At 72.4% G+C, this 25989-nt stretch carries 25 protein-coding genes; 8 read left to right on the top strand and 17 right to left on the bottom strand.

Annotated features, from left to right (window positions below; genetic code table 11):
- Positions 1–8 precede the first annotated feature (8 nt).
- From ABD733_RS09525 to ABD733_RS09515, 3 genes are all read right to left on the bottom strand, one after another.
- The gene (locus ABD733_RS09525; protein ID WP_344795381.1) at positions 9–1091 is read right to left on the bottom strand and encodes a glycoside hydrolase family 130 protein; all 1083 of its coding nucleotides are present in this window, start codon (positions 1089–1091) and stop codon (positions 9–11) included.
- 127 nt (positions 1092–1218) lie between these two features.
- Complete coding sequence (locus tag ABD733_RS09520; protein ID WP_344795379.1) at positions 1219–2265, bottom strand: LacI family DNA-binding transcriptional regulator; 1047 nt, start codon at positions 2263–2265, stop codon at positions 1219–1221.
- 103 nt (positions 2266–2368) lie between these two features.
- Complete coding sequence (locus ABD733_RS09515) at positions 2369–2911, bottom strand: NUDIX hydrolase family protein (protein ID WP_344795377.1); 543 nt, start codon at positions 2909–2911, stop codon at positions 2369–2371.
- Between the two features lie 65 nt (positions 2912–2976).
- On the opposite strand from ABD733_RS09515, the gene ABD733_RS09510 reads away from it, so the two are divergent.
- Positions 2977–3612, top strand: coding sequence for an alpha/beta hydrolase (locus ABD733_RS09510; RefSeq protein ID WP_344795375.1), 636 nt, complete (start codon positions 2977–2979; stop codon positions 3610–3612).
- 31 nt (positions 3613–3643) lie between these two features.
- Here ABD733_RS09510 and ABD733_RS09505 read toward each other — a convergent pair whose 3' ends face one another.
- Positions 3644–4048 carry a MarR family winged helix-turn-helix transcriptional regulator gene (locus ABD733_RS09505; RefSeq protein ID WP_344795373.1) on the bottom strand — a complete coding sequence of 135 codons (405 nt, stop codon included), beginning with the start codon at positions 4046–4048 and terminating at the stop codon, positions 3644–3646.
- A gap of 52 nt (positions 4049–4100) precedes the next feature.
- Between ABD733_RS09505 and ABD733_RS09500 the strand changes: the two genes are divergently transcribed.
- Positions 4101–4916, top strand: a complete 816-nt coding sequence (locus ABD733_RS09500) for an alpha/beta fold hydrolase (protein WP_344795371.1) — start codon at positions 4101–4103, stop codon at positions 4914–4916.
- A 30-nt stretch (positions 4917–4946) separates the two neighbouring features.
- Here the strand turns inward: ABD733_RS09500 and ABD733_RS09495 are convergent, their stop codons facing one another.
- The 6 genes from ABD733_RS09495 to ABD733_RS09470 all read right to left on the bottom strand — a co-directional run bounded on the left by ABD733_RS09495 (position 4947) and on the right by ABD733_RS09470 (position 10453).
- The gene (locus ABD733_RS09495) at positions 4947–5867 is read right to left on the bottom strand and encodes a quinone oxidoreductase family protein (protein ID WP_344795369.1); all 921 of its coding nucleotides are present in this window, start codon (positions 5865–5867) and stop codon (positions 4947–4949) included.
- Positions 5868–5871: 4 nt separating this feature from the next.
- Positions 5872–6414: a gluconokinase gene (locus ABD733_RS09490; protein WP_344795367.1), complete on the bottom strand. Its 543-nt coding sequence runs from the start codon at positions 6412–6414 to the stop codon at positions 5872–5874.
- A 139-nt stretch (positions 6415–6553) separates the two neighbouring features.
- On the bottom strand, positions 6554–7447 hold the full coding sequence (locus ABD733_RS09485; RefSeq protein WP_344795365.1) for an SDR family oxidoreductase: 894 nt from the start codon (positions 7445–7447) through the stop codon (positions 6554–6556).
- 74 nt (positions 7448–7521) lie between these two features.
- The gene (locus tag ABD733_RS09480; protein ID WP_344795363.1) at positions 7522–8751 is read right to left on the bottom strand and encodes an MFS transporter; all 1230 of its coding nucleotides are present in this window, start codon (positions 8749–8751) and stop codon (positions 7522–7524) included.
- On the bottom strand, positions 8748–9731 hold the full coding sequence (locus ABD733_RS09475; RefSeq protein ID WP_344795361.1) for an aldo/keto reductase: 984 nt from the start codon (positions 9729–9731) through the stop codon (positions 8748–8750). The genes ABD733_RS09480 and ABD733_RS09475 overlap by 4 nt, the downstream gene beginning before the upstream one ends.
- A gap of 77 nt (positions 9732–9808) precedes the next feature.
- Positions 9809–10453: an FMN-dependent NADH-azoreductase gene (locus tag ABD733_RS09470; protein WP_344795359.1), complete on the bottom strand. Its 645-nt coding sequence runs from the start codon at positions 10451–10453 to the stop codon at positions 9809–9811.
- 86 nt (positions 10454–10539) lie between these two features.
- On the opposite strand from ABD733_RS09470, the gene ABD733_RS09465 reads away from it, so the two are divergent.
- Positions 10540–15240: an ATP-dependent helicase gene (locus tag ABD733_RS09465; RefSeq protein WP_344795357.1), complete on the top strand. Its 4701-nt coding sequence runs from the start codon at positions 10540–10542 to the stop codon at positions 15238–15240.
- 91 nt (positions 15241–15331) lie between these two features.
- Positions 15332–16108 carry a DNA-formamidopyrimidine glycosylase family protein gene (locus tag ABD733_RS09460; protein WP_344795355.1) on the top strand — a complete coding sequence of 259 codons (777 nt, stop codon included), beginning with the start codon at positions 15332–15334 and terminating at the stop codon, positions 16106–16108.
- A 116-nt stretch (positions 16109–16224) separates the two neighbouring features.
- Here the strand turns inward: ABD733_RS09460 and ABD733_RS09455 are convergent, their stop codons facing one another.
- The 7 genes from ABD733_RS09455 to ABD733_RS09425 form a co-directional block, all read right to left on the bottom strand.
- Complete coding sequence (locus ABD733_RS09455; protein WP_344795353.1) at positions 16225–17109, bottom strand: hypothetical protein; 885 nt, start codon at positions 17107–17109, stop codon at positions 16225–16227.
- An 89-nt stretch (positions 17110–17198) separates the two neighbouring features.
- Positions 17199–17420 carry a hypothetical protein gene (locus ABD733_RS09450; RefSeq protein WP_344795351.1) on the bottom strand — a complete coding sequence of 74 codons (222 nt, stop codon included), beginning with the start codon at positions 17418–17420 and terminating at the stop codon, positions 17199–17201.
- Positions 17421–17726: 306 nt separating this feature from the next.
- A complete protein-coding gene (locus ABD733_RS09445) occupies positions 17727–18125 on the bottom strand; it encodes a hypothetical protein (RefSeq protein WP_344795349.1) in 399 nt (132 codons plus the stop codon).
- An 82-nt stretch (positions 18126–18207) separates the two neighbouring features.
- Complete coding sequence (locus ABD733_RS09440; RefSeq protein ID WP_344795347.1) at positions 18208–19218, bottom strand: DUF2510 domain-containing protein; 1011 nt, start codon at positions 19216–19218, stop codon at positions 18208–18210.
- A gap of 252 nt (positions 19219–19470) precedes the next feature.
- The gene (locus tag ABD733_RS09435; RefSeq protein WP_344795345.1) at positions 19471–20826 is read right to left on the bottom strand and encodes a glycosyltransferase family 2 protein; all 1356 of its coding nucleotides are present in this window, start codon (positions 20824–20826) and stop codon (positions 19471–19473) included.
- Positions 20823–21800, bottom strand: coding sequence for a glycosyltransferase family 2 protein (locus ABD733_RS09430; RefSeq protein ID WP_344795343.1), 978 nt, complete (start codon positions 21798–21800; stop codon positions 20823–20825). The genes ABD733_RS09435 and ABD733_RS09430 overlap by 4 nt, the downstream gene beginning before the upstream one ends.
- Positions 21797–22627 carry a glycosyltransferase family 2 protein gene (locus ABD733_RS09425; RefSeq protein WP_344795341.1) on the bottom strand — a complete coding sequence of 277 codons (831 nt, stop codon included), beginning with the start codon at positions 22625–22627 and terminating at the stop codon, positions 21797–21799. Before ABD733_RS09425 ends, ABD733_RS09430 begins: the two co-directional genes overlap by 4 nt.
- A gap of 909 nt (positions 22628–23536) precedes the next feature.
- Here ABD733_RS09425 and ABD733_RS09420 point away from each other — a divergent pair.
- The 4 genes from ABD733_RS09420 (at position 23537) to ABD733_RS09405 (ending at position 25941) form a co-directional block, all read left to right on the top strand.
- On the top strand, positions 23537–24568 hold the full coding sequence (locus ABD733_RS09420; RefSeq protein WP_344795339.1) for a glycosyl hydrolase family 18 protein: 1032 nt from the start codon (positions 23537–23539) through the stop codon (positions 24566–24568).
- Positions 24569–24705: 137 nt separating this feature from the next.
- The gene (locus tag ABD733_RS09415; protein WP_425552876.1) at positions 24706–25005 is read left to right on the top strand and encodes a DUF6504 family protein; all 300 of its coding nucleotides are present in this window, start codon (positions 24706–24708) and stop codon (positions 25003–25005) included.
- 43 nt (positions 25006–25048) lie between these two features.
- On the top strand, positions 25049–25648 hold the full coding sequence (locus ABD733_RS09410; RefSeq protein ID WP_344795337.1) for a GNAT family N-acetyltransferase: 600 nt from the start codon (positions 25049–25051) through the stop codon (positions 25646–25648).
- 14 nt (positions 25649–25662) lie between these two features.
- Positions 25663–25941 (top strand): hypothetical protein, encoded by a 279-nt coding sequence (locus ABD733_RS09405; RefSeq protein WP_344795335.1) that lies wholly within the window; start codon positions 25663–25665, stop codon positions 25939–25941.
- The last annotated feature ends 48 nt before the right edge of the window (positions 25942–25989 follow it).

The following is a 25989-nucleotide window of genomic DNA, read 5'->3' as shown; positions in this document are numbered from 1 at the left end:
GCCGGTTTCTACTGCGTGATGAGGGATCTGTCGGTGTAGAAGTCGATGCGGCGCTCGCCGGGGGCTGCGTCCCAGCCCTGGGCGAAGAGGCGGGCGCCGGAGTCGTCGCCGCCCGAGGAGCGGATCATGCCGCCCCAGCTCAGGGCGCCGCCGCGGTGGAGTGCCCGCTGGGTGAAGGGCGCCGCGGTGTCGTAGAGCGCCTGGCCGGCCGCGAACGATCCGTCGGGCTCGCCGTAGAAGAAGTCGAGCACCAGGCGGTCGGGGGCGTCGTCGTCGACGAGGGCGCAGGCCACCTCGTGGAGGTGCCCGTCGAGCGGGCCGAGGTCGAGGTACGGCTCGGGGGCGAAGGTCCAGTTCTCGAAGTCGGTCGACCGCCCGACGTGGAGGGCGCCGCCGCACCCCTCCGACAGGAACATGAGGTACTCGCCGCCGATGCGCACGGCCTCGCCTGCTCCGTTGCGAGGCACGACAGCGCCCTTCGCCCACAGGTGCGACACCGCGGGGTCGACGACCGAGCCGAGCTTCGTCCAGTTCTCGAGGTCGTCCGAGACGGCCAGCAGGATCTCGCAGCCCACCTCCGCCTGCGGGTCGGGCGTGAACGCCTCTCGTGCCTCACGCGTCAGCGGGTAGATGCCGTTGTAGAAGAGGTACCAGCGGCCCTCGGCCCGGTAGATCTTCGGGTCCTCGCAACCGAGGAGCTCGAGCGGCTGCGTCGGGTAGACGACGGGGTTCGACGGGGAGTCCGCCCAGGCGGCGCCCGGAGCGAGGGCGGCGTGGCCGATCCTGCTGCTCAGCGACTCCTTGCTCGGCGACGCCCGGTAGAACAGGTGGAGCACGCCCTCGTGCTCGATGACCGACGGGTTGTAGATCGAGGCGGAGGTCCAGCCGATGCCCGTCGGGTCGGCCCACTGGCCCGTCGGCCGGAAGGCGAGGGAGTCGTCGGCGACGAAGGGGCCGACCGCCCAGTCGGGGTTCTCGGAGTAGGCGCCGGAGAAGTCGCCCTGCGAGAGCGACGCGGTCGCGTCGTTCCGGTGGGCGAGCGCCCCCGCGAGGGACTCGCGCAGGGCGTCGGTGGTGAGAGGGAGGAACACGTCGTCGGGCTTCCTGGGTCGCTGCTGGTGCGGGTCGAACGAGAACGTTTCGGGATCGTTCTACCGAAACGTTTCGGTGACCGACAAAGTAGCACGTCTCGTCGGAGTGCGCACCCCTCGGTCCCGGTCAGCGGACGGACGCGAGGTGCCCGGACGGGACCGGCCCGGTCGAGCCGCGCACGACGAGGCTCGCGTGCTCGATGTCGACGTCGTCGACCGTGAGACCGTCGATCTGGTCGAGGAGCATCCGCGCCGCCTCCGCACCGAGGAGCCGCGGCGCGGTGCCGATGGTCGTCAGCGTCGGACGAACGTAGGTGCCGAGGCGGATGCCGTCGAATCCTGCGACCGAGAGGTCGTCGGGCACCCGCAGACCGAGCTCGCCGGCCCGGGCGAGGAAGCCGATCGCCGACAGGTCGTTCGAGCAGAGGACGGCGGTCGGGCGATCCTGCGGGGCCCGCCCCTCGAGCATCGCCCCGGCGGCCGCGATGCCGCCCTCGTAGGTGAAGTCGCCCTCGACCACGTCGTCGAGCCGGAGACCGTGGAGAGCGACGGCCTCGGCGAACGCCACCCGGCGCTGACGCGCGTGGATGAACTCGTGCGGGCCCGTCACGAGGGCGAGCCTCCGGTGGCCGAGCGCGGCGAAGTGCGCGACGAGCTCGTGGACGCCCTCGACGTGCCCCTGCCGGACCGCGGGCAGCGGGAAGTCGGGCTCGGCGTTCACGCCGACTGCCGGCAGACCGAGCTCCTGCACCAGCGGCACCCGCGGATCGTCGACGCCGAGCTCCGGGAGGAACACGCCGTCAACCCGTCGGTTGGCCGCGAGGCTCCGATAGCGGTCGAGGGTCTCGACGGGCTCCGATCCCATCTGCAGGATCAGCGCGTAGTCGCGCGGGTCGAGGACGGTCTCGATCCCGCCGATGAAGGCCCCGAAGAACGGGTCGGACTCGAGCACGGACGGATCGCGGTGGACCACGAGGCCCACGGCGAAGGCCCGCTTGGCAGACAGGCTGCGCCCGCGGAGCGACGGGACGAAGCCGAGATCCTGCGCGGCCTGGACGATGCGGCGGCGCGTCTCGTCGGAGACGCCGGGCCGGTTGTTGAGCGCGCTGGAGACCGAGCTGATGGCGACGCCCGCGCGGGCGGCCACGTCGACGATCGTCACCCGCGTGTTCACGGGGACGACCCTAGCCGCTGCCGCGCAACGTCTCGCGGACTACTCACCCTGCCGCGGCAGGGTGGCCAGTCCGCGCAACGTCGGGCGGCAGCCCGCGGTCGAGCTAGCTGAGCGCCCCGACCGACGCGAGCGCCGTGCGGAGCAGAGCCCCGCGGCCGCCCTCCATCTCGGCGGCGACCTCGGGCGAGGCAGCGGTGAGCGGGCTCATCCAGGTGATCTCGAGGGCGTCCTGGCGGGGATCGCAGGTACCGGTCACCGGCACGACGTAGGCGAGCGAGACCGCGTGCTGGCGCTCGTCGGTGAACACCGAGGCGCCGGGGAACGGGAAGTACTCGGCGACCGAGAAGGGCACCGGCGACGGCGGCAGCTGGGGGAACGCCATCGGCCCGAGGTCCTTCTCGAGGTGGCGGAAGAGGGCGGTGCGGAGCGACTCGCCGTACATGACCCGCCCGGACACGAGCATCCTGGTCATCGTCCCTTCGGAGTCGGCCCGCAGCAGGACACCGACCTCGGTCACGACGCCTTGGCCGTCGGTCCGCACCGGGACCGCCTCGACGTACAGGATCGGGAGGCGCTGACGGATCTGGAAGAGCTCCTCCTCGGAGAGCCAGCCGGAGTTGGGATCAGGGGTCTGGACGGAACTCATGGCCCCATTCTTACCCGGCACGTGTGTCGAACGTGTGACAGCCACGCGTCACTACGCTGGAGCGCATGGTCACGATCGACACGTCCGCCGTCCGCTGGTCCGCGCCGGAGGGCGAGCGAGCCGGCCGGCCGCTCGTGATCCTGCTGCACGGCGTCGGCTCGCACGAGCGCGATCTGGAGGGGCTCGTGCCCTACCTCTCGAGCGCGTTCGTCTACGCGTCGCTCCGGGCGCCGCTCCCCTACGGCGACGGATTCTCGTGGTACCCGCTCTCGTCGCCGGGCTCTCCGCAGTACGCACCGGTCGACGACGCGGCCGACGCGGTCCTCGCGCTGGTCGACGCGCTCGGCGACGCCCACCCGAGCGTGGGGCTCCTCGGCTTCTCGCAGGGCGGCTCGCTGTCGCTGCAGCTGCTCCGTCGCCGCCCGGGCTTCTTCGACTTCGCCGTCGTCCTGGCCGGATTCGTCGTGCCGGGCGCCCCGGCCGAGGTCGACGCCGCCCTCGCCGCGTCGCGTCCGGCCGTCTTCTACGGCCGCGGCGACGTCGACCAGGTGATCCCGCTCGACGCGGTCGACCGCACCTCCGCCTGGCTCGCCGAGCACGCCGACGTCGAGGAGAGCGTCTACCCCGGCCTCGCGCACGGCATCTCGCAGGAGGAGCTCGACGACGTCAACGCGTTCCTCGGGCGGGTCCACCCGGCCTGAGGCGTCGCGCCCGGTCGGCCGAGGCGGCCGCTCAGCCGAGGCGCCCCAGCAGGTCGACCAGCGTCTCGCGCTCACCCTCGTCGAGACCCGAGAACGACTCGGCCAGGAACCCCTCGACGACGACCGTCCCCTGCGCGAGGAGACGCTCGCCCGCGGGAGTCAGCCGGTGCTCGATCCGGCGACCCGCCCCGGGCGCGCGGGTCACGAGATCCTGCGCCGCCAGCCGACTCGCGAGGGTGCCGAACGCCTGGTCGCTCTGGAAGGTGCGCTGGGCGAGGTCGTGCGCCGAGGCGCCGGGGGCCTGGGCGACCGCCCGCAGGGCGTCCCACTGCGTGAGCGAGGTGCCGAGCTCGGCCAGCAGGCGGTCGACGGCGCGGTGGTGGCGCCACTGCGCCTGCTTGACCGCGCGCCCGAGAGTCTGGAGATCCGTGACCATGGATCGAGAATAGCAGCTTGTTTATATAAGCATGTTGATTTACTCTCGGAGCATGACAAGCACCGACCGCAGGATCGACCTGCCCGCCTTCTCCGCAGACCTCGCCTTCGACGACTCCGGCTCCGGCCCCGCCGCGCTCGTCCTCCACGGAGGCGGCGGCCCCGCCACCGTCGCGGGCCTCGCCGCACAGCTCGCCGGAGACCGCCGCGTGCTCCTGCCGACGCACCCCGGCTGGGACGGCCGCCCGCGCCCCGAGGCGCTCACCCGCATCTCCGACCTCGCCGACCTGTACCTGGCGCTCCTCGACGACCTCGGTCTCACCGACGTCCTCGTCGTCGGGTCGTCGCTCGGCGGGTGGATCGCCGCCGACATGGCCTCGCGCGACAGCGCCGGCCGCGTGGGGCGGCTCGTCGTCATCGACGGGGCCGGCATCGCGGTCGACGGCCAGGACTTCGTGGACTTCTTCTCGCTGACTCCCCGCCAGATCGCCGAGCACTCCTGGCACGACGCCGACCGCTTCTTCGTCGACCCGGCCTCGATGCCCGCCGAGCGCCTGGCCGCCCAGCGGGCGAACATGCAGACGATGGCCGTCGTCGCCGGCGACCCGTACATGCACGACCCGTCGCTGCTCGGGCGGCTGGGCGACGTCCGGGTGCCCGCGCTCGTCGTCTGGGGCGAGAGCGACCGGGTCTTCACGCCCGAGTACGGCCGCGCCTACGCTGCGGCGCTGCCCGACGCCCGGTTCGAGCTCGTCGCCGAGGCGGGGCACCTGCCGCAGCTCGAGCAGCCCGAGGCGACCCTCGCGCTCGTCCGCGCCTTCGCTGACTCGCGCGAGCTCGGGCCGCGCGGGCTGAGCCGCGCGGGCTGACCCACGCGGGCTCGGGCCGTAGTCCGGGCGCTACACCAGCAGCGCGAGCTTCCCGCCCGGGTGGCCCGACGACAGCAGCTCGAGAGCGGCCGGGGCCTCGGCGAACGGGAACGTCCGCGCGACCGGGACGACGAGCGAGCCGTCGGCTGCGAGATCGACCAGCCGCTGCCGCTGCGAGTCGCGGAACGCCTTCGACTCAGGATCAGCCCCGCCCACCACGCGGTAGCCCTCGTCGGCGGCTCGACCGAACGCGGCGATGCTGACGATCTTCGAGCGGTCGGCCACGAGGGCGAGCGACACGTCGACGGCCTCGTCGGTGCCGACGCAGTCGAGGGCCGCCGCGATGCCCTCGGGGGCGAGCGACCGGATGCGGGCCTCGAGGCCGTCCCCGTAGACGACGGCCGTGCCGCCGAACTCCTCCACGACGCCGAAGCGCTGCTCGGAGGCGGTGCCGATCACGCGGAGGCCCATGAGCCGGGCCTGCTGCAGCACGCTCACCCCGACGGCGCCGGAGGCCCCGTGGACCAGGATCGTGTCGCCCTCCTGTGGCTCCACGACGCGGAGCATGTCGGCGGCGGTCGCACCGGCGAGCATCAGGTTCGCAGCGGCGGGCCAGTCGAGGCCCTGCGGCTTCACGAAGACGTCCTCGGCGGGGACGGTGAGCTCGGTGGCGTAGCCGCCGGACACGCGGAAGGCGATGACCTCGGTGCCGACCTCGAGCGAGATGCCGGGGCCCGCGGCCGAGACGACGCCGGCCGCCTCGTAGCCGATCGGGAGGGGGAGCGCCGCGGGATCCTGCCCGGACTGGATGCCCTTGACGTCGGCCGGATTCATCCCGACCGCCTTCACGGCGATGGTGACCTCGCCCTGCCCGGGCGCGGGCACCTCCGTGTCGATCAGCTCGACGCCGTCGAGGGATCCGTACCGGGCCGCGACCCATTTCTCTGCCATGGCCTCATCCAACACCCGCGCCGAGGTCGAGTTCGCTCAGGATCTCGTCGACCTCCGTCTCGGGCGCCCGCCCCGCGTCGACGACGACGTGGGCCTCGTCGGCCCCGAGCGGCTCGAGCGTCGCCACCTGCGAGTCGAGCAGCCCCGGCGGCATGAAGTGGTCGACGCGCTTCGACAGCCGGTCGCCGATGAGGTCGGTCGGTCCTGCCAGGTGGACGAAGACGACGCCCGGCCCGCGGAGGACGTCGCGGTAGCTGCGCTTGAGCGCCGAGCAGGTGATGATGCCGGGCTCTCCCGCCTCCTCGTGCTGCCGGATCCAGCTCGCGACGATCTCGAGCCACGGCCAGCGGTCAGTGTCGTCGAGCGGGTGCCCGGCCGCCATCTTCTCGACGTTCGCTGTCGGGTGCATGGTGTCGCCCTCGGCGAAGTCCCAGCCGAGGCGCTCCGAGAGCAGCGCCGCGACGGTCGACTTCCCGACGCCGGAGACGCCCATGACGACCAGGACCGGATGGGCGGGGAAGGCGGCCGAGAGCGACGACGAGGTCATGCCTCGACTCTGGCATGCTCCCCGCGACACGCGAAACCGGGTGGCGAATTTGCCACCCGGTTCCGGGCTGCTCCGCGGAGCGGTGCGATCAATGGAGCGGCGCGATCAGAGCGGCAGCTCGATCAACGCAGCAGCTCGATCAGTGGATCGGTGTGCCGCCCGTGACGGCGATCGTCTCGCCGCTGATGTAGCTCGACTCCTGCGACGCGAGGAACACGAACGGCGGCGCGAGCTCGATCGGCTGGCCGGGACGCCCGAAGACGGCCTCCTCGCCGAACGACTCGATCTTCTCGTTCGGCACGAACGCGGGCTGCAGCGGCGTCCAGACGGGGCCGGGGGCCACGCCGTTGACGCGGATGCCGCGCTCGGCCAGCTGGCCGGCCATGGCGCGGGTCCAGTTGGCGATGCCCGCCTTCGAGACGGCGTACTCGGCGAGCGAGGGCGACGGCTGGAAGCCCTGGATCGACGAGGTCGTGATGATGGAGGCGCCCGGCTTCAGGTGCTTCATCGCGGCCTTCGTGGTCCAGAAGAGCGAGTAGATGTTGGCCTTCAGCACGTGGTCGAGGGTCTCGGTCTCGAAGTCGTCGATGCTGTCGACGGTCGGCATGACGCCGGCCACGAGCGCGAGGACGTCGAGGCCGCCGAGGCCCTCGACCGCCTTCTCGACGAGATCGGTGTTGTAGGCCTCGTCCTGCAGGTCGCCGGGGATCAGGACGGCGGTGCGGCCCGCATCCTGCACGAGCTTCTCGACCTCCTTGGCCTGGTCCTCCTCCTCCGGGAGGTAGGCCAGGGCGACGTCGGCGCCCTCGCGCGCGAAGGCGATCGCGACGGCGCGGCCGATGCCGGAGTCGGCGCCGGTGACAAGCGCCTTGCGGCCGGCGAGGCGGCCGAAGCCGACGTACGACTCCTCGCCGTGGTCCGGACGGGGCTTCATCTCGTGGATGTCGCCGGGGCCCGACTGCTGCTGCTTCTCGAAAGGCGGGCCGGGGTACTGCTTGGTGGGGTCCTGCGGGGTGTACATCGAATCGGTCATCGTTCCGGTTTACCCGGCGGAGGCCGGGATGCCGTGCAGGCGGGGTACACGCCGGACGGACCTCGACAGGTCGATCAGGACAGGTCGACGACGGGCCGCTGCAGACCTCCGGGCAGGATCGCGACCACCACGACGATCACGAACGGGATCGGCGCCAGGAACGCCAGCAGGCCGAAGCCGGCGCTCGGCCCCACCTGCTGGTCGATGACGCCGCCGAGGAACGAGCCGAGGGCCATCGCGCCGACGACGAACGCCGACACCCAGGCCAGTCCCTCCGTGAACACGGCCGGCGGGGTCTCGTCGTGGAGCACCCGGTTGGTCGAGATGGTGAACGGCGTGATCGTGGCGCCGGCGAACAGCCCGAACAGGAACAGCCACGACGGCCCGGGAGCCAGCGACAGCGCGCCCCAGAAGATGCCGAGCGCGGCGCACGAGACGATGAGCATCCGGTAGGCGGGGATCCGCGCCGGCACCATCCCCATCAGGAATCCTCCGGTCACGCTGCCGATCGAGTACGCCGTCAGCACGAGGCCCGCGATCTGAGGCACGCCGGCGCTGGTCGTCCACGACACCACCGAGACGTCGTTGATGCCGAAGACCACGCCGAGCGCGGCGTTCGAGAGCAGCAGCGCGACGATCCGCCGCGAGCGCCACGGGACGAACACGTGCCGGCGGCCGGACGCCGGGGCCGCGACGACCTCGACCTCGTCACCGCGGCGGAGCCACAGCGACCCGACCGTGCCGAAGACGGCCGAGATGACCAGGCCGGCCGCAGGATCGATGAGACCCGAGACGAGCGAGGCGAGCGCCGGCCCGAAGACCCAGACGAGCTCGTCGGCGATCGCCTCGAGCGAGAACGCCACCTGGAGGCTCGGGGTCGCACCGAGCATCGCCGACCAGCGGGCGCGCATGAAGGCGCCGACCGGAGCGATCGTCGCCCCGACGAGCAGGGCCCCGATCGACACGAACGGCAGCGAGGCCCCCGCCAGCCCGAGCGCGATGAGGAGCGCGATGGCGAGGGGGTGGCCGATCGCGGCGACCAGGAGCGCTCCCTTCTGACCGCGCCGGTCGGCGATCCTGCCGAAGACGGGGCTGACCCCGGCCATCGCGGCGACCGCGAGGCCGGAGGCGAAGCCCGCCACGGCGAACGACCCGGAGGTCGCCTGCACGAAGAACAGCACGCTGAAGCCGACGACGGCGAGCGGGATGCGGGCGGTCACCCCCGCCGCGAAGAGGACGCGGCGATCGGTGGGGCCGAGCAGGGTGGTGTAGCCGCTGAGTCCGCCGTGTCGCGGCTCGGTCACCAGCGGGAGTGGATGCTCGCGCGGAAGTACCTGTCGTACAGGCGCTCCGCGCGGTCGTGGAACTCCTCGCCGAGCGGCGGCACGTCGCCGGCCTCCGCGTTCGAGCGGGCCTGCTCGACGTTCCGGGCGCCGGGGATGACGGTCGTGACACCGGGCTGCTCAACGATCCACTTCAGCGCGGACTGCGCCGTCGACACGCCCTCGGGGTGCAGCTCGGAGAACGCCCTCGCGGCCTCGACGCCGGTCTCGAAGTCGACGCCCGAGAACGTCTCGCCCTGGTCGAACGCCTCGCCGTGACGGTTGTAGGTGCGGTGGTCGTTCGGAGCGAACTCGGTCTCGGCGGTGTACTTGCCGCTGAGCAGACCGCTGGCCAGGGGCACGCGGGCGATGATCGCCACGCCGGCCTCCGCCGCGGCCGGCAGGACCTCGTCGAGCGGCTTCAGCCGGAACGCGTTCAGGATGATCTGCACGCTCGTCAGGCCGGGACGCTCGATCGCGGTGAGGGCCTGGGCGGTCTCCTCGACGCTGACGCCGTAGGCGGCGATCGCCTGGCGCTGCACCAGTTCGTCGAGGGCGTCGTAGACGCGGTCGTCCGAGAAGACCGGGGTCGGCGGGCAGTGGAGCTGCACCAGATCGAGGGTGTCGGTGCCGAGGTTGCGACGCGACCGGTCGACCCAGTCGATGAAGTTCTGGCGGCTGTAGTTGGCGGGATCCTGCGCCTCTCGGCGGCCCATCTTGGTGCCGACGGTCAGCGGGGCGTCCTGGTTGCTGCGGCGCCACTGGCCGATGGTCTTCTCGCTGCGCCCGTCGCCGTAGACGTCGGCGGTGTCGAAGAAGGTGACGCCCGCCTCGGCGCTCGCGTCGAGGATCTCGAACGCGGTGCTGTCTTCGACGTCACCCCAGTCGCCGCCGAGCTGCCAGGTGCCGAGGCCGATGACGGAGACTGTTCTGTCGGTCTTGCCGAGACGTCGCTGTTCCATGGTGCAAGCCTAGGGCCGTCGGGCGACGTCGGGCCGCTCGTGACGCCGGCCGCTCGTGACGTCAGCCGCTCGGGACGTCAGCCCAGGCGACGGGCGGCGGAGGCTGCGGAGTCGTGCGCTGCCCGCAGCTCGGCGTGCTGCTTGTCGACCTCGGTCGCGGGCCCGCCGAAGCGCTCCGACAGGGTGCGCGTGTCGACGATGGTCTCGACCTCCATGCCGAGGGCGTCGCGCAGGATCAGCAGGAGGGCCGGGATCGCGTGGTCGTCGAACTCGGTCGGCGTGCCCGGGTCGTACGCCCCGCCCCGCGTCGACACGAGGACAGCGGGCCTGCCCGCCAGCGGCCGGGTGACCGCAGACCCGAAGGTCGCCGTGACGCCCGGCACATGGATGTTGTCGACCCACGCCTTGAGGGTCGAGGGCATCGAGTAGTTGTACAGCGGGACGCCGACGAGGAGCACGTCGGCGCTCAGCAGCTCGTCGATGATCGCGCTCTGCTGCGCCTCGGCCGCAGGGTCGACGGAGGAGCCCTCCGGGCGGAGGTGCGGCGGGAAGTGCAGGTCGGCGTCGGCGAGGTGCGGCAGCGGGTCGCGGTGCAGGTCGCGGTGCACGACGACGTGGTCGTCGCCGAGGCTCCGCCAGGTGTCGGCGAAGGTCGCGGTGATGGCGCGCGACCGCGATCCGGTGAGGTCGGCGGAGGAGTCGAGCTGCAGGAGCGTGGGCATGCATCCACGCTAGCGCGAAGGCTCCGGCGCAGGATGTCGATCGCTCTCGGCCGGATGTCGGTGGCTCGGGGGAGGATGGTCGGACGATGCCAGACGTCCTCGACCGCTTCTCGCCCGCGACCTCCACGTGGTTCCGCGGCGCGTTCGCGCGGCCGACGCACGCTCAGGAGGGCGCCTGGGAGGCCATCTCGAGCGGTTCGAACGCATTGGTCATCGCCCCCACCGGCTCCGGCAAGACGCTCGCGTCGTTCCTCTGGTCGATCGACAAGCTGGCCTCGTCGCCGCCGCCCGAAGAGAAGGCCCACCGCACGCGGGTCCTCTACATCTCGCCCCTGAAGGCGCTCGGCGTCGACGTCGAGCGCAACCTGCGGTCGCCGCTCGTCGGCGTGACCCAGACGGCGCGGCGGCTCGGCACCGAGGCGCCCGAGATCACCGTGGGGGTCCGCTCGGGCGACACCAGCTCGGCCGACCGGCGGCTCCTCCAGCGGCTGCCGCCCGACATCCTGATAACGACGCCCGAGTCGCTCTTCCTCATGCTGACGTCCGCTGCGCGCGAGAACCTCCGCGGCGTCGAGACCGTCATCGTCGACGAGGTGCACGCCATCGCTTCGACCAAGCGCGGCGCGCACCTCGCCCTGTCGCTCGAGCGCCTCGATGCGCTCCTCGAGAGGCCCGCGCAGCGGATCGGCCTCTCGGCGACCGTGCGTCCGCCCGAGGAGGTGGCGCGGTTCCTCGGCGGCAGCGCGCCGGTCTCGATCGTGGCGCCGCCCTCCGAGAAGAAGTTCGACCTCAGCGTGGTCGTGCCCGTCGACGACATGACCGAGCTCGGCACGGCCGCGCCGATGGAGGGCTCCGCCGCCGGCTCGGCGCCGCAGGGCTCGATCTGGCCGCACGTCGAGGAGGGGATCGTCGACCTGATCCTCGACCACCGGTCGACGATCGTCTTCGCGAACTCGCGGCGCCTGGCCGAGCGGCTGACGGCCCGCCTCAACGACATCTACGTCGAGCGCACCTTCGGGCCGGTCCCCGAGCTCGTGGCCGCGGGCGGCGAGGCCCTCGAGGCCGGGGCCGCGATCGCCGCCGGGTCCGACGTCCCTGCCGATGTCGCGCAGGATCCCGTCCTGGTCGGTCAGCCACCGGCCCAACTGATGGGCGGCTCGGGCCAGACCGGCGGCGCCGAGCCCCTCCTCGCCCGGGCGCACCACGGCTCCGTCAGCAAAGACCAGCGGGCGATCATCGAGGACGACCTCAAGAGCGGCCGCCTGCGCTGCGTCGTGGCGACGAGCTCGCTCGAGCTGGGCATCGACATGGGCGCGGTCGACCTCGTCGTCCAGGTGGAGTCGCCCCCGTCGGTCGCGAGCGGCCTGCAGCGCGTGGGCCGCGCCGGCCACCAGGTCGGCGAGGTGTCGCGCGGCGTGCTGTTCCCGAAGCACCGGGCCGACCTGATCCACTCGGCCGTGGCGGCCGAGCGCATGGTCGCCGGGCTCATCGAAGAGCTCCAGGTGCCTGCCAACCCCCTCGACGTGCTGGCGCAGCAGACCGTCGCCGCCGTCGCCCTCGACGAGATCGACATCGACGAGTGGTTCGACACCGTCCGGCGCAGCGCGCCGTTCGCCCAGCTCCCCCGCTCCGCCTACGAGGCCACCCTCGACCTGCTGAGCGGCAAGTACCCGTCCGACGAGTTCGCCGAGCTCCGGCCCCGCATCGTCTGGGACCGCGTGCACGGCACCCTCACCGGCCGCCCCGGGGCCCAGCGCCTCGCCGTCACGAGCGGCGGCACCATCCCCGACCGGGGCCTGTTCGGCGTCTTCATGGTCGGCGAGAAGGCCGCCCGCGTCGGCGAGCTCGACGAGGAGATGGTCTACGAGTCCCGTGTCGGCGACGTCTTCGCGCTCGGCGCGACGAGCTGGCGCATCGAAGACATCACGCACGACCGCGTCCTCGTGTCGCCCGCCTTCGGCCAGCCGGGCCGCGTCCCGTTCTGGAAGGGCGACGGCATCGGCCGACCGGCCGAGCTCGGCAAGGCCATCGGCGCGTACACGCGCGAGCTGTCGGGGTCGAGCCTCGACGACGCCACCGCCCGGGTGGTCGCGGGCGGGCTCGACGAGCGCGCGGCCCGCAACCTGCTGGCGTTCCTCACCGAGCAGCGCGAGGTCGCCGGGCACGTGCCCACCGACACGACCCTGGTGGTCGAGCGGTTCCGCGACGAGCTGGGCGACTGGCGCCTGATCCTGCACTCCCCGTACGGCATGCGCGTCCACGCCCCGTGGGCGCTGGCCGTCTCGGCGCGCATCCGCGACCGCCTCGGCATCGACGGCTCGGCCATGGCGGCCGACGACGGCATCGTCGTCCGGATCCCCGACACCGACGCCGAGCCGCCGGGCGCCGACCTGTTCACGTTCGAGCGCGACGACCTCGACGCGATCGTCACCGAGGAGGTCGGCGGCTCGGCCCTGTTCTCCTCCCGCTTCCGCGAGTGCGCGGCCCGGGCCCTCCTGCTCCCCCGCTACAACCCCGGACGTCGGTCGCCGCTCTGGCAGCAGCGGCAGCGCGCCTCGCAGCTGCTCGACGTCGCCCGGAAGTACCCGCAGTTCCCGATCGTGCTCGAGGCGGTCCGCGAGGTCCTGCAAGACGTCTACGACCTGCCCGCGCTGATGGAGCTCACCGACGCGCTCGCCCGCCGCGAGGTGCGCGTCGTCGAGACCGAGACCGAGATGCCGTCGCCGTTCGCCCGGTCGCTGCTCTTCGGCTACGTCGCCGCCTTCATGTACGAGGGCGACTCGCCCCTCGCCGAGCGCCGCGCCGCCGCCCTCTCGCTCGACTCGACGCTCCTCTCCGAGCTCCTCGGCCGGGCCGAGCTCCGCGAGCTCCTCGACGCCGGCGTCATCGAGCAGCACGAGCTCGAGCTGCAGCGGCTCGCGCCCGACCGCCGCGCCCGCGACCTCGAGGGCGTGGTCGACCTGCTGCGTCTGCTCGGCCCGCTCTCGACCGACGAGATCGTCGAGCGGAGCTGGCTGGCCGCGGCAGCCGCCGATCCTGCGCTCCCCGACGCCGCGAGCACGGCGACTGCGCACGCCGAGCTCGAGGCCTCGCTCGTCGACCTCGCGCGGAGCAACCGGATCCTGCGCTTCACGCACGCGGGCGACGAGCGCTGGGCGAGCATCGAAGACGCCAGCCGGCTCCGCGACGCCCTCGGCGTCAACCTGCCGATCGGGGTGCCCTCCGCCTTCATCGAGCCCGTCGACGACCCGCTCGGCGACCTCGTGGGGCGCTTCGCGCGCACCCACGCGCCGTTCGCCCCGATCGACGTCGCCCAGCGGCTCGGGCTCGGCGCGGCCGTCGTGCTCGACACGCTGCGGAGGCTCGGCACCCAGCGGCGGGTGATCGAGGGCGAGTTCCGGCCTGACCGCCAGGGCAGCGAGTGGTGCGACGCCGAGGTGCTGCGGCGGCTCCGCAGCCGGTCGCTCGCCGCCCTCCGGCACGAGGTCGAGCCCGTCTCGGGCGACACGCTCGGCCGCTTCCTGCCCGCGTGGCAGCACGTGGCGACCGGCGCCAAGGGCTCCGGTCTCCGCGGGCTCGACGGGGTCCTCCAGGTCGTCGATCAGCTGAGCGGCGTGGCGCTGCCCGCGTCCGCCTGGGAGTCGCTGATCCTGCCGTCGCGGATCCCCGAGTACTCCACCGGCATGCTCGACGAGCTCACCGCCACCGGCGAGGTCATCTGGTCGGGCGCGGGCGCCCTCGCCGGGAACGACGGCTGGGTCAGCCTCCACCTCGCCGACGGAGCCCAGGTGACGCTGCCCGAGCCGGCCCTGATCGACACGACCGAGCTGCAGCGCGAGGTCCTGGCCGCCCTCGCCGGCGGCGGAGCGTTCTTCTTCCGGCAGCTGTCCGACGCGGTCGGCTCGACCGACGACCAGGCGCTGGTGACCGCGATCTGGGATCTCGTCTGGCAGAGCCAGATCACCAACGACACCTTCGCGCCGCTCCGCACCCAGGTGGGCGGCCGGCCCGCGAGGGCGCGCACGACGCCGACGCGGTCGCGAGCCTCCTACCGCGGTCGTGCCCGAGCCGCGCTCCCCCGCCAGGCGGGCCCGCCGACGGTCGGCGGCCGCTGGTCGCTGCTGCCGCTGGCCGAGCCCGACCCCACCGTGCGGGCCGCGGCCCAGGCCGAGCTGCTCCTCGAGAGGCACGGCATCGTCACCCGCGGCGCGGTCGTGAACGAGGGCGTCCGGGGCGGCTTCTCCACCGTCTACAAGGTGCTGTCGTCGTTCGAGGAGACCGGCCGCGCCCGCCGCGGCTACTTCATCGAGGGGCTCGGCGCCGCGCAGTTCGCCACCGGCCCGACGGTCGACCGCCTCCGCACCTTCGTCCGCGAGGAGGGCGACGACGACCGCGCGGTCGGCGCAGCAGCGCGCCCCGTCGTCACCCTCGCCGCGACCGACCCCGCGAACCCCTACGGTGCGGCCCTCCCCTGGCCGGCCGTGCCCGACGAATCGCCGCGCGGCCACCGCCCGGGCCGCAAGGCCGGCGCCCTCGTGGTGCTCGTCGACGGGCGCCTCGTCGTCTACGTCGAGCGCGGCGGCAAGACGATCCTGACGTTCGACGACCCCGGCGGAGCCGATCTCGCCGCGGCTGCCGGCTCGCTCGCGGCCGTCGTGCGCGGCCGCCTCGGCAAGCTGGCCGTCGAGCGGGTCGACGGCGAGTTCGTCCTCGGCAGCGCCTTCGGCGACGCGCTCCGGGCCGCCGGTTTCGCGCCCACCCCGAGCGGCGTGAGGCTGCGCTCGTGAGCCTCGTCCCGGCATCGCGGCAGGCCGCATCATCGCGGCACGTCGTCTCCCCGCGGCACACTGTGGCCGACGCCACCGGGGCGCGCTGACCGTGCCCGAAGGAGACACCGTCTACCGGGCGGCGAAGAACCTCGACGAGATCCTGCGCGGCCAGCTGCTCACGAAGACCGACTTCCGCGTGCCCGCCTTCGCCACCGTCGACCTCGCGGGCCAGCGGGTCGACGACGTCGTCAGCCGCGGCAAGCACCTGCTCCACCACATCGGCGACCTGACGCTCCACACGCACCTCAAGATGGAGGGCTCCTGGCACCGGTACCAGCACGGCACGAAGTGGCGGCGGCCCGCGTACCAGGCGCGCGTGGTGCTCGAGACGGCCGACTGGGTCACGGTCGGCTTCGACCTCGGCATCGTCGAGCTCGTCCCTCGAGACGCCGACGACTCCGTGGTCGGGTATCTCGGCCCCGACCTGCTCGGCCCCGACTGGGACGCAGGGGTCGCGCTCGCCAACCTCTCCCGGGATCCTGCGCGGGAGATCGGCCTGGCGCTGCTCGACCAGCGCGAGATGGCCGGGCTCGGCAACGTCTACCGCAATGAGCTCTGCTTTCTTCGCGGGGTGCTGCCGACCAGGCCCGTGGGCGAGGTGCCCGACCTGCCGCGGATGATCGCGCTCGGGCACCGGCTGATCCACGCCAATAAAGACCGGGTGGAGCGCACCACCACCGGTACCCTGCGCGGCGCCACCGACTGGGTCTACGGGAGGGCGGGGAAGCCCTGCCTCCGCTGCGGCACCCGCATCAAGCGGGGCGAGCTGGGCGAGTCGGAGCTCGAGCTGCGCGACACCTACTGGTGCCCGCGCTGTCAGACGTGAGCGCGGTCAGCGCCGGGCTTCGGCCCGGGATCGCGACAAGGAACCAGACGAGGGAGTGGTTTCTTGTCGCGATCGCGGGCGGCTGACCGGAGAGCTCGCACCGGCCCCGCCCTCGCTCAGGAGACCTCGCGCAGCCAACCTGCCAAGAACTCCGCGCCCGCCTCGTCGTGGATCGCGCCCGACGCCGACTCCCTGATCGGGTAGGGCTTCTCGGGCACGCCGTCGGCGGGCCTGACGTCGACGTGCTCGACGGAGTACCCGTTCGAGTGCAGCCAGTCGGCCATGGCGTAGTCGCTCCGCGAGTCGCCGACGGTGCGCCACGAGACCGGCAGCTCGCCGCCGTCGGAGAGCAGCTCGAGCGCGCGGGCGGCACCGAGGTCTTTGCCGAGCCGGATCGACTCGATGTCGGTCGAGATGATCGTCGGATCGATGCGCCACTGGACGTCGCCGGACGCGTCGGGCCGCACGTCGTCGAGACGCTGCACGCCGAAGCCGCGGCGCTGGAGCGCCTCCCTGGCCAGCGAGTCGAACACGGGCTGGAACTCCAGGTAGGCAGCCGTGTCGATCGAGGTCAGCTGCTCGACGGACACCATCGCGTGCTTGGTCTCGTCGAAGAAGACCCGGTCGGCGAAGCGGGTCGCGACGAGGTCGCGCATCTCGTCGACGAAATCGGCGGGCATGGCCAGCGACCGGTCGACGTGCACCTCGCCGATGCCCGCGGGGCCGAACCGCTCGCCGATCGCGAACCAGACGGCGCCCTTCTCGCAGACCCCGAAGACGCGCGCGTCGGGAGCGAGGCCGGCTGCCAGCAGAGGAGCCACCACCTCGTGGCGGATGAAGGCGTCGGAGCGGCCCGTGTTGAACACGAGCGGCACGCCGGCTGCGGCGAGCGCGACGAGATCGCGGGTGATCTCGGGGAGATCGATGCTGCGGGTGATCGGGCTCGCGATCGGCCCGTCGACGTCGAGGAGCAGGCCGAGGGCGGGAGCACGAGGGGTCATCCGACGATTATCCCAGTCGCGGTGGGAGCCTCAGGACGAGAGCGGGCGCACGCGCAGGGCTGTGCCGTGCAGGGCTGTGCCGTGCAGGATCACGCCTCGACGAGCTCGGACGCGGGCACCACCGACTGCGAGAAGATCAGCTCCTGGTACGCGACCTCTTCGGCCTGCTTCTTCGCGGTGCGGAGGCGCAGGTCGCGGCAGCGGGCCGGTTCACGGGGCGGGGCGTCGCCGGCGAACACGGGGATGAGCTCGGTCACGCGGTTCTGGACGCGGGCGCCCAGCTCGCCGAAGAACGCCTCTCGGCCCTCCATGGCGTCGAACCGCCGCGGATCGGCCGCCCTCCACAGATCACGTGCGAGCTCCCCGTATGCATTCACTGATCGTCCCCCGTTCACAACTCGTCGTGTGTGGTTCCACTCCACAGCACGCCGCCCGGAATGGCATCCTCCCGGAGGCTGATCCTGCGCCCTGTGGTCCGGGTCGGAGGTACCAGAGAGGCGGGAGAGAGAGTGGTCGCCGGCCATGATCGCAGCGCCGGTCGAGCACCTGGCAGAAGCATGCGGCACGAGCGCGATCTGCTCCAGAGGCCTCCGGCGTGTCGCCCCGAACCGGGGTCGTCAGTCGGTGCTGTCCGGGAGATCCGAGTCGCCGGCGGTGCCAGACCTGTCGGTCCTGTGGGCGCTGTCGGAGTCGCCGCGATCCTGCCCGCCCGGCTCCCCCGTCTGGTCGAGGACCGCGCGGGCCGCGAGCCCCAGCACCTCCTCGGTCTGCCGCCCGTGCTCGGAGGCCAGGGCGGCACCGAGCCCGGCCGTGAGAGCGGCGCTGGCCGCGCCGACCGTCTCGATGACCACCGCCTGCCGTTCGGTCAGCGGGACGTCGCCCAGCTCCTCGACGAGCTCGACGAGGCCCTCCTCGCTGACGGCCTGAGCGTCCGCTCCACCGTCGACCGAGGCCGTGGCCACGGCGACGAGGGCGAGCGCGAGCTCTGCTGCTTCTCGTTCGGTGGGCTGATCCATGCCGCAGACGGTACCCCCGCGCGGAGTTCCGGGCGGAGCGAACACCCAGCCTGCGTCGCTGGTCGGGCCGGCGGGCGGACCGTCAGCGCAGGCTGCCTGCCACGGCGGAGAAGATGCCGATGACGAGCGTCAGGATCACGATGAAGCCGATGACCAGGATCGCGATCGACACCCACATGGGCAGCAGGCCGCGGCCCGCGCGCCGACGCACCACCACGGACCGGCCGATGACGTAGACGACCGGGCTGATGAGCGCGAAGAAGCCCCACGCCCAGTGGAACGGCCGCGCGATGCCCTGCGCCTTGAGGGCCTTCCAGTCGAAGTAGCCGAGGACGACGGCCGCGGCGGCGATCAGGATGCTCAGGATCTGCTGCACGACCTGGAACGGGGTGGTCGCGGGCGTGGTCGGCACCGTCTGAGCCCCGGGGTTCGCCTGGGCCTGCTTCAGGATGTCCTCGATCAGTGGCTGCAGGCTGCTGACGCTGATGAGGTTCAGGATGATCGACAGGACCGGGAGGGCGACGATCGCCCAGATGAAGACGTTGTAGATCTTGGCGCCCTCGGGGGCCTTCGGGAAGCTGGTCGGGCCGTAGCCGTAGCTCTGCTGGCCGCCGTAGGCGGGAGGCTGCTGGCCGTACTGCGGGACGGCGCCGTAGCCCTGCTGGCCCTGGCCGTACTGGCCCTGCTGGCCGTAGGCCTGCTGACCCTGCTGGCCGTAGGCCTGCTGGCCCTGGCCGTACTGCTGCCCGTACGACGCCGGCGACTGCGACCCGGCTGCCTGCGATCCGGGCGTCTGGTACCCCGGGATCCGCTCGCCGTACGCCGGGCGGTCGTCCGCCTGGGCGGCGGTCGGCACGGTGGTCTCGGGCTCGGTGACCGACGACGGCGCCGGGACGGGCGCAGGATCGGCCTGCGCCGCCGGGGTCGGCGCCTTCGGGGGGATCGGCTCGTGCTGGTGCAGCGGGGCCTGGGGCTCGGGGGCGCGCACGTGCTCGGTCCAGGAGCGGCCGTCCCACCAGCGGTAGCCGGGCTCTCCGGAGGGGTTCGGGTACCAGCCGGGCTGCGGCGATGCGGTGCCGGTCGAGTCGCTCACGTGGTGTCCTTCGCGTTGTCGCCATTGTCGGTCCGGGCCCAGCCTAGGTGCGGGTTCCTTGCAGGCACCAGAGAACGCGGGGCGCGGCGATCCTGGTACGTGGCAACTCGTGAACGCCGACGTGTCCCGACGTCAGCGGCCGCGCCGTGCGCGCCGCCCCCGGCCTCCCATGGCCGAATGACGCGCACGTCGGTGAGTTGCCACGCGCCAGGATCGCCGCGCGGCGGTGCCGCCCGGAGGCGGCGGTGGCGGTCAGCGGCGCGCGAGCGCCACCCGACGGACCAGCGGATCGATGAGCCCGGTGCCGTCCCAGCGCTGCCGCAGGTACCGCACGGGCCCCTTCGCGACGCTGAGCAGCTCGACCCAGCCGACCTTCGAGACGGCCTTCGCCCAGTCGACGCCGTCGACCTCGGGGGCCTTCTGCAGCTCGGGCCCGGTCGCTGCCGCCGCCGTGCCGGACTCGAGGGTCCCGCCGCGCTTGTCGACGAGTCGACGGACGGCGGAGGGCGTGCGACGGATCGCGACCCTCATCATGGCGGGCGTCAGGGCGACCTTCATCAGCCAGGCGCCGAGGCCGGTGCCGTACCCGACGGCCTGGGCGCGCAGGGCGCCGAGGTCGGAGCGGTGGCGGTGCCAGACCAGGGCGGAGGGCTCGACGACGAGGGCCGATCCTGCGAACAGGACGCGGGTGAAGATGTCGAGGTCCTCGCCGCCGCCCGTGCGGGTCCCGACGCCGAAGGCGGTGTCGAAGCCGCCGAGGGCGAGGAGGTCGGTGCGGCGGAGCGCGAAGTTCGCACCGGTGCCGTACTCGCCCACCGAGAACGGGAACGTCGGGAGGTCGGCGGGCGGCTCGGCGAGGCGGAACTCGCGGGCCACCAGGTTCGCCGACCAGCTCACCCGGTCGTCGAAGTAGCGCTGGACGGGAGTCCGCAGCTCGCCGCTCGGCACGAGCCCGGTGACACAGGCGACGTCGTTCGAGCGAGCGAAGCCGGCGACCAGCGCGCGGAGCCACTGGCTGTCGACCACCACGTCGTCGTCGGTGTACGCGACGATCTCGCCCGTCGCCTGCAGCAGGCCGGTGTTCCGGGCACGGGAGAGGCCGGGCACCGGCTCGCTGACGACGCGCACGCGCGGGTCCGTGAACTCGGTCCTGATGAGTTCGCGGGTCGCGTCGGTCGCGCCGGCGTTGTCGACGACGACGACGTCGAACGCCGGGTAGTCGATGGCGAGGACGGAGGTGAGGGCGGAGCGCAGCTGCTCCGCGCGGTCGCGGGTGCAGACGACGACCGTGACGGAGGGCAGGTGGATCGGCTCGGGCTGCACGACGGGCGTGGCCAGCGCGCGGACCCTCGCGACCAGGTCGTCGACGGCGATGCTGCCGCCGATCTCCGGCAGGTCGACCACGGGGAGCTCGACGAATCCGAGCACGCTGCGGCCGTCGCGGACGAGGAGGCGGGCGAGCGCGTAGCCCTCGCTGTCGGCGAGCGCGATCGCGTCGCCCTCGGCCGCGGCGAGCGCCGCGACGTCGATGGCGCCGATCCAGACGGCGCCCGACCACTCGGGGGCGACCGGACTCGCCATCGGCCGCTCGAGGCGGAGGGCGATCATCGGACGGCCACGGCGGTCTTCAGCTGCTTCGCGACCGATCCTGCGTCCGAGGCCTTGGCACCGGAGAGGGCGCCCAGCGCGTAGCCGGCCACGGTCGCGGTGACCGTGACGACGATGGCGAGGGCGTGCCTGCCGCCGCCGTTGCCCAGCTGACGGAGCTCGCGGACGAGCGCCTTCGGCAGGACGCCGGTCAGGTACGACGACTCGCTCGAGAGCGAGTCGGTGCGGCCGAGGGTGCGGCTGAGCACGGCCTTCGAGACCCCCTCGTAGAACGAGCGGCGTCGGAGGTAGCGCCAGGTGCCGCGGTCGGCGGAGACGCGGTGGTGCACGAGCGACAGGGGCTCGTAGACGATGCGGGCGGCAGGATCAGCCTGACGGATCCGGATGCAGAGCTCGGTCTCCTCGCCGCCGAGCGGGATGTTGCCCACGCGGCCGACGGTCGACGAGAATCCTCCGGCGGCCAGGATCGCGCCGCGCCGGAAGGCCATGGAGCAGCCGATGACGTTGCGGACGTCGGCGCTCCCGGTGGGGAGGCCGGCGTAGCTGCAGCCGACGATCCAGAGCAGCTCGTCCGGATAGAGGGCCGGTCCCTTGGCGTCGGGCCAGACGGGCTCGGCGAACCCGCCGACTCCGGCCACGTTCGGGTCGGAGAACGAGTCGAGCATCCAGGTGAGCCAGTCGGCGTCGGCCGTCGCGTCGTCGTCGAGGAACGCGATGACGTCGCTCGAGGCGGCGATCACGCCGGTATTCCGGGCGCCGGAGAGGCCCTGGGCCTCGGCGTTCTCGATCACGGTGAGGGTGGGCCAGCGGTCCTTCGCCATGCGGAAGAGCTCGGGCTCGTGGTCGATGACGACGACGACCTCGGTCGTGTCCTGCTGCGCTCGCGCCGACTCGACGGAGTCCTGGAGGTCCTGCCACCGGCGCTGCGTGTACGCGCAGACGATGACGCTGACCGTGGGGACGGTCGTGGTCACGCGACTTCCTGCTCGGCGTCGATGCGGATCGGAGCGGTGACGACGTCGCTGAGGTTCGGCTCGCGGCGGACGCGGGCGACGGCGGCGTTCTCGCGGCGCTTCTCGTCGAAGATCGTCTTGAGGACGCGGATGCCGTCGCTGATGGCGTTGAGGTTCGACTCGCCGTGGATGCGGTTCTTCTCGAACGAGGGCACCTCGGTGACGCGCAGCTTGGCGGCCGCGAAACGGCAGGTGAGGATCGTCTCGATCTCGAAGCCGTCGCCCCAGAGCATGCCGCCGCCGGCCGGCGCGGGGAGCGTCGAGGGGAGCAGGTCGATGGCGGGGAGGACGTCGCGCCAGAAGGCGTTGTAGCCGTAGCAGAGGTCGGAGTACTTCGTGCCGAGCAGGACGTTGCAGATCATGTTGAGGCCGTGGTTGCCGGTCGAGCGGAAGAGGGTGAGGTCTTCCGAGCCGCCGCCCTTGCGGAAGCGGCTGCCCTTGGCGACGTCGGCGCCCTTCACCAGGGTGTCGATGAAGGCGGGGATCTCTTTCGGGTCGGCCGAGCCGTCGGCGTCGAACATGACGATGATGTCGCCGGTGGCGGCCTCGAAGCCGCAGGCCAGGGCGTTCCCCTTGCCCTTGCGGGTCTGGTGGACGATCTTGATGCTCGGGAGGACGCGGAGAGCGGTCTCGACGGTACCGTCGACCGAGTTGCCGTCGACGAGGATGACCTCGTGCACGTCGGGGAGCTGGGGCAGGATCACCTCGAGGTTCTTGGCCTCGTTCCGGGTGGGGACGATGATCGAGATGGTCGGGTTGGAGGAGCGCAGGGCAGAGCGGAGAGCCATGGGGGGAGGCCTTTTCGGGTTAGGCGATGCGGGGGCGTGGTAACTCGTGTTTTGCGCGCAGCGACGACTGTGTGTCGGGTCGTCGTCGACTGAGCGGGAGAGAACGTCGGGGTGGTTCTTCTCCTCGACGAGGCGGCCGGAGTGGGATCCGGTGCCGTCCCGTCTTCGGGTGGTGTCAACCTAGCTTCGCGCAGACCCGTCACAGAACCCCCGCGTATGGGGGGTGGTTTTCGAGAATCGCAGGAGATCACCCGCTCGTCCCAGAGGTCGTCGTACCCCTTTCTGTGGGCAGCGTGGAGGACACGGGTCGGCACCGAGGAGGACAAGCGTGTACCCCGAGGTAGACGGAGCTGTTCAGCAGGTGCCGGGGTGTGATATATTGGCTTTCGAGTCGCGGGGGCTCCTCCAGCCTCCGCAACCAGCCCTTGCGACCAGCCCCCGAGCGAACAGGACGACCGATGCCCACCGAGCCGTCGCCGAACGCCCTGTGCGTCTGCGGGCACGTCCACGAGGCTCACGAGCACTACCGGCGCGGCACCGACTGCGCACTCTGCGACTGCCGCAGGTTCCGCCCGGAGCACTGACGCGGGCACACGGTCATGTCCTCCATCCTGCGGACACAGACGGCGTTTGTACCCTGATTCTGTGCCCCTCGGGGCGTGACAGACGCCGCATCGTCCCTCGAACGGGGTCTTCCGACGAGCGGATCCGACCCCTTTTCGACCGGCCTGCGCCGTCGCGATCCTGCGCGGGATTCACGCCCGCCCTCGGCTGTGCGCCCCGAAGTGGGGGTACTCGAGAGGGGGTTCGGAGGGCCGAGTCCGCCTCGGCGGCCTTCCGGCGGCGCGAGTGCCATCTCTGGGCCGGCGGTCTCAGCGGGGCCCTCGCCTCCCCCGCTACCCTCGTCGCATGACCCGTCAGCGCGCCTCCCGAGCCGTGATCGGCGGTCTGGCCGTGGCCGCCGTCCTCCTGACCGCAGGATGCTCGGGTGCGGCAGGCAGCGACTCGCACGTCGCGACCGTCCCGGCGCAGCTGTCGGTCGAGGGCTACGGCGTCGCGAGCGCCGCCACCCTCACCGCCCTGCAGCGCGATCGCTCGGCGATCGACCTCGTCGGCATCTCGGGCGTGAGCCTGACGCCCGAGGGCGAGGGAGTCGCCGCCTCGTCGAACGAGGCGCTGGCGATCGCCGCCCGCGCGAAGAAGGACGGCAAGAAGTCGGAGCTCCTCGTCAACAACATCGACCCCGACAAGGGCGACTTCAGCGGCGCGATCGCCACGAAGATGCTGTCGAGCGCCGAGAACCGGTCGTTCGTCATCTCGGGTCTCGCCTCCGAGGTGGAGCACGGCGGCTACGACGGCATCGGGCTCGACCTCGAGTACCTCTCGGCCCAGAACGCCGACGATCTCGTGTCGTTCGTCACCGAGCTCCGGGCCGCGCTTCCGGAGCGCGCCACCATCTCGATCGCCGTGATGGCCGAGACGAGCCCGGCCGCGTACGAGTCGGCCGGCTACGACCTGAAGAGCCTCGAGCCCCTGGTCGACCGCTTCGTCGTCATGGCCTACGACGAGCACGGCAGCGGCTTCAGCTCCGCCGGGCCGGTCGGCGGGCTCCCCTGGGCCAAGCAGGTCGTGGCCGCTCTGACCTCGGTCGTGTCGGCCAAGAAGGTCGACCTCGGTGTCGCCGGCTACGGCTACAGCTGGACGACCAGCGGCGGCGGCGGCGTGCTCAGCCCGGCCGCGGCCCGCAAGAAGGCAGGGTCGCGGGCCAGCTGGGTGGCGGCGCAGGGCGAGTGGACCGCCAAGCTGCAGAACGGCACCGTCCTCTGGTGGTCGGATGGCCGGTCGCTCACCGTCCGGTCGAACTACGCGAAGTCGATCGGGCTGCACGGCGTCGCGCTCTGGCAGCTGACGACGGGCGATCCGATCGAGCGCGCCTCCTGATCCTGCTCGACCGGATGCCCCGATCCTGCTCGACCAGACACCCGATCCTGCTCGGGCGGATCTCGCGCTTGGCGAGTCGCGGGAGCGCGACGTAGAGTGCCCTTCTATCGAACACACGTTCGAATGAGAGGAGCAGGGTGACCACCATGACCCGGGTCGACGAGTCCGTGACCGTGTGGGTCTCCGACGACGGCGTGCCGCAGCGCCTCGTCTGGCGATCCGAGCGCTACCGGGTCAGCGACGTGCCCACGCGCCTCACCCCGACGTTCCCGGGGTGGCAGACCGAGCAGGTCTTCGATCCCAGGATCACGCACCCCCTCGAGCCCCGCGAGTCGTGGCGGTTCCAGGCCACCTCCGAGCGGGGCGACACCCACGTGTTCGACGTGTCGCGCGAGCCGTACAACTCCCTCTGGCGCCTGCTCCGCACCTACGACTGACGGCGCTCGTGCCGGGCGGCCGCCTGCCCCTAGGGTCGGAGCCATGGAGTTCACCTCGCAGCCCGCCCTGACCGGAGACCGCGTCGTCCTCGAGCCGCTCGCCCCGGAGCACGCGCCGGACCTCGCCGACGCCGTGCGCGAGGGCGAGCTCTGGAAGACCTGGTACGCGACCCACATCGCGAGCCCCGAGCGCATGAGCGCCGACATCGAGGCGCGGATGGCGGCACACGCCGAGGGGGCCAGCGTGCCGTGGGCCGTCGTCGACACGGCGACCGGCCGGGCCGTCGGCATCACGACGGTGCTCAACCTCGAGCCGGCGCACCGCCGCCTCGAGATCGGCTCCACCTGGCTCGGGCGGGCAGCGCAGCGCACCGGCATCAACACCGAGGCGAAGCTCCTCCTCCTGACCCACGCGTTCGAGAGCCTCGGCTGCATCGCGGTCGAGTTCCGGGTCCACTGGCACAACCAACAGTCGCGCGCGGCCGTCGCCCGCCTCGGCGCGAAGCAGGACGGCGTCCTGCGGAACCACCGTGTCTGGCCCGACGGCACCATCCGCGACACCGTGGTCTTCTCGGTGATCGACGGCGAGTGGCCGACCGTGAGGCAGTCGCTGGTGCAGCGCCTCGCCGGGCACGCGCGCTAGTGGCGTCGTACCGGGTGACCCTCTCGATCGGCCGGCTCGCCCCGGGCGTCGACCCGACGGTGATCCTGCCGACCGCCGCCGACTCGGCCGCCGAGGTCGTCGTCGTCGAGGCGCGCGACGTCGCGGTGGTGCGCGGCGAGGCCAGGATCACGGTCCGCTTCACGTCCGACGACGACCACGCGGCGGCCCGGGTCGCCGACAGCGTCGCCCGGAGCACGGCGCCGCTCGCCGAGGTGACCGGCACCGCCCTCACCCGGCGCGACGGCGGCCGCTGGTCGCGGCTGGCGCTCTAGCGGCTCAGCCAGGCAGCCGGTCCCTCCCGACCGCGGAGGCCGTTCCCG

Origin of the sequence: Frondihabitans peucedani, assembly GCF_039537585.1 — a bacterium.
In the GTDB taxonomy this organism is placed as follows: Bacteria; Actinomycetota; Actinomycetes; order Actinomycetales; family Microbacteriaceae; genus Frondihabitans; species Frondihabitans peucedani.
The sequence above is the reverse complement of the archived record's forward strand: the minus strand, read 5'-3'. Positions and strand labels throughout refer to the sequence as shown.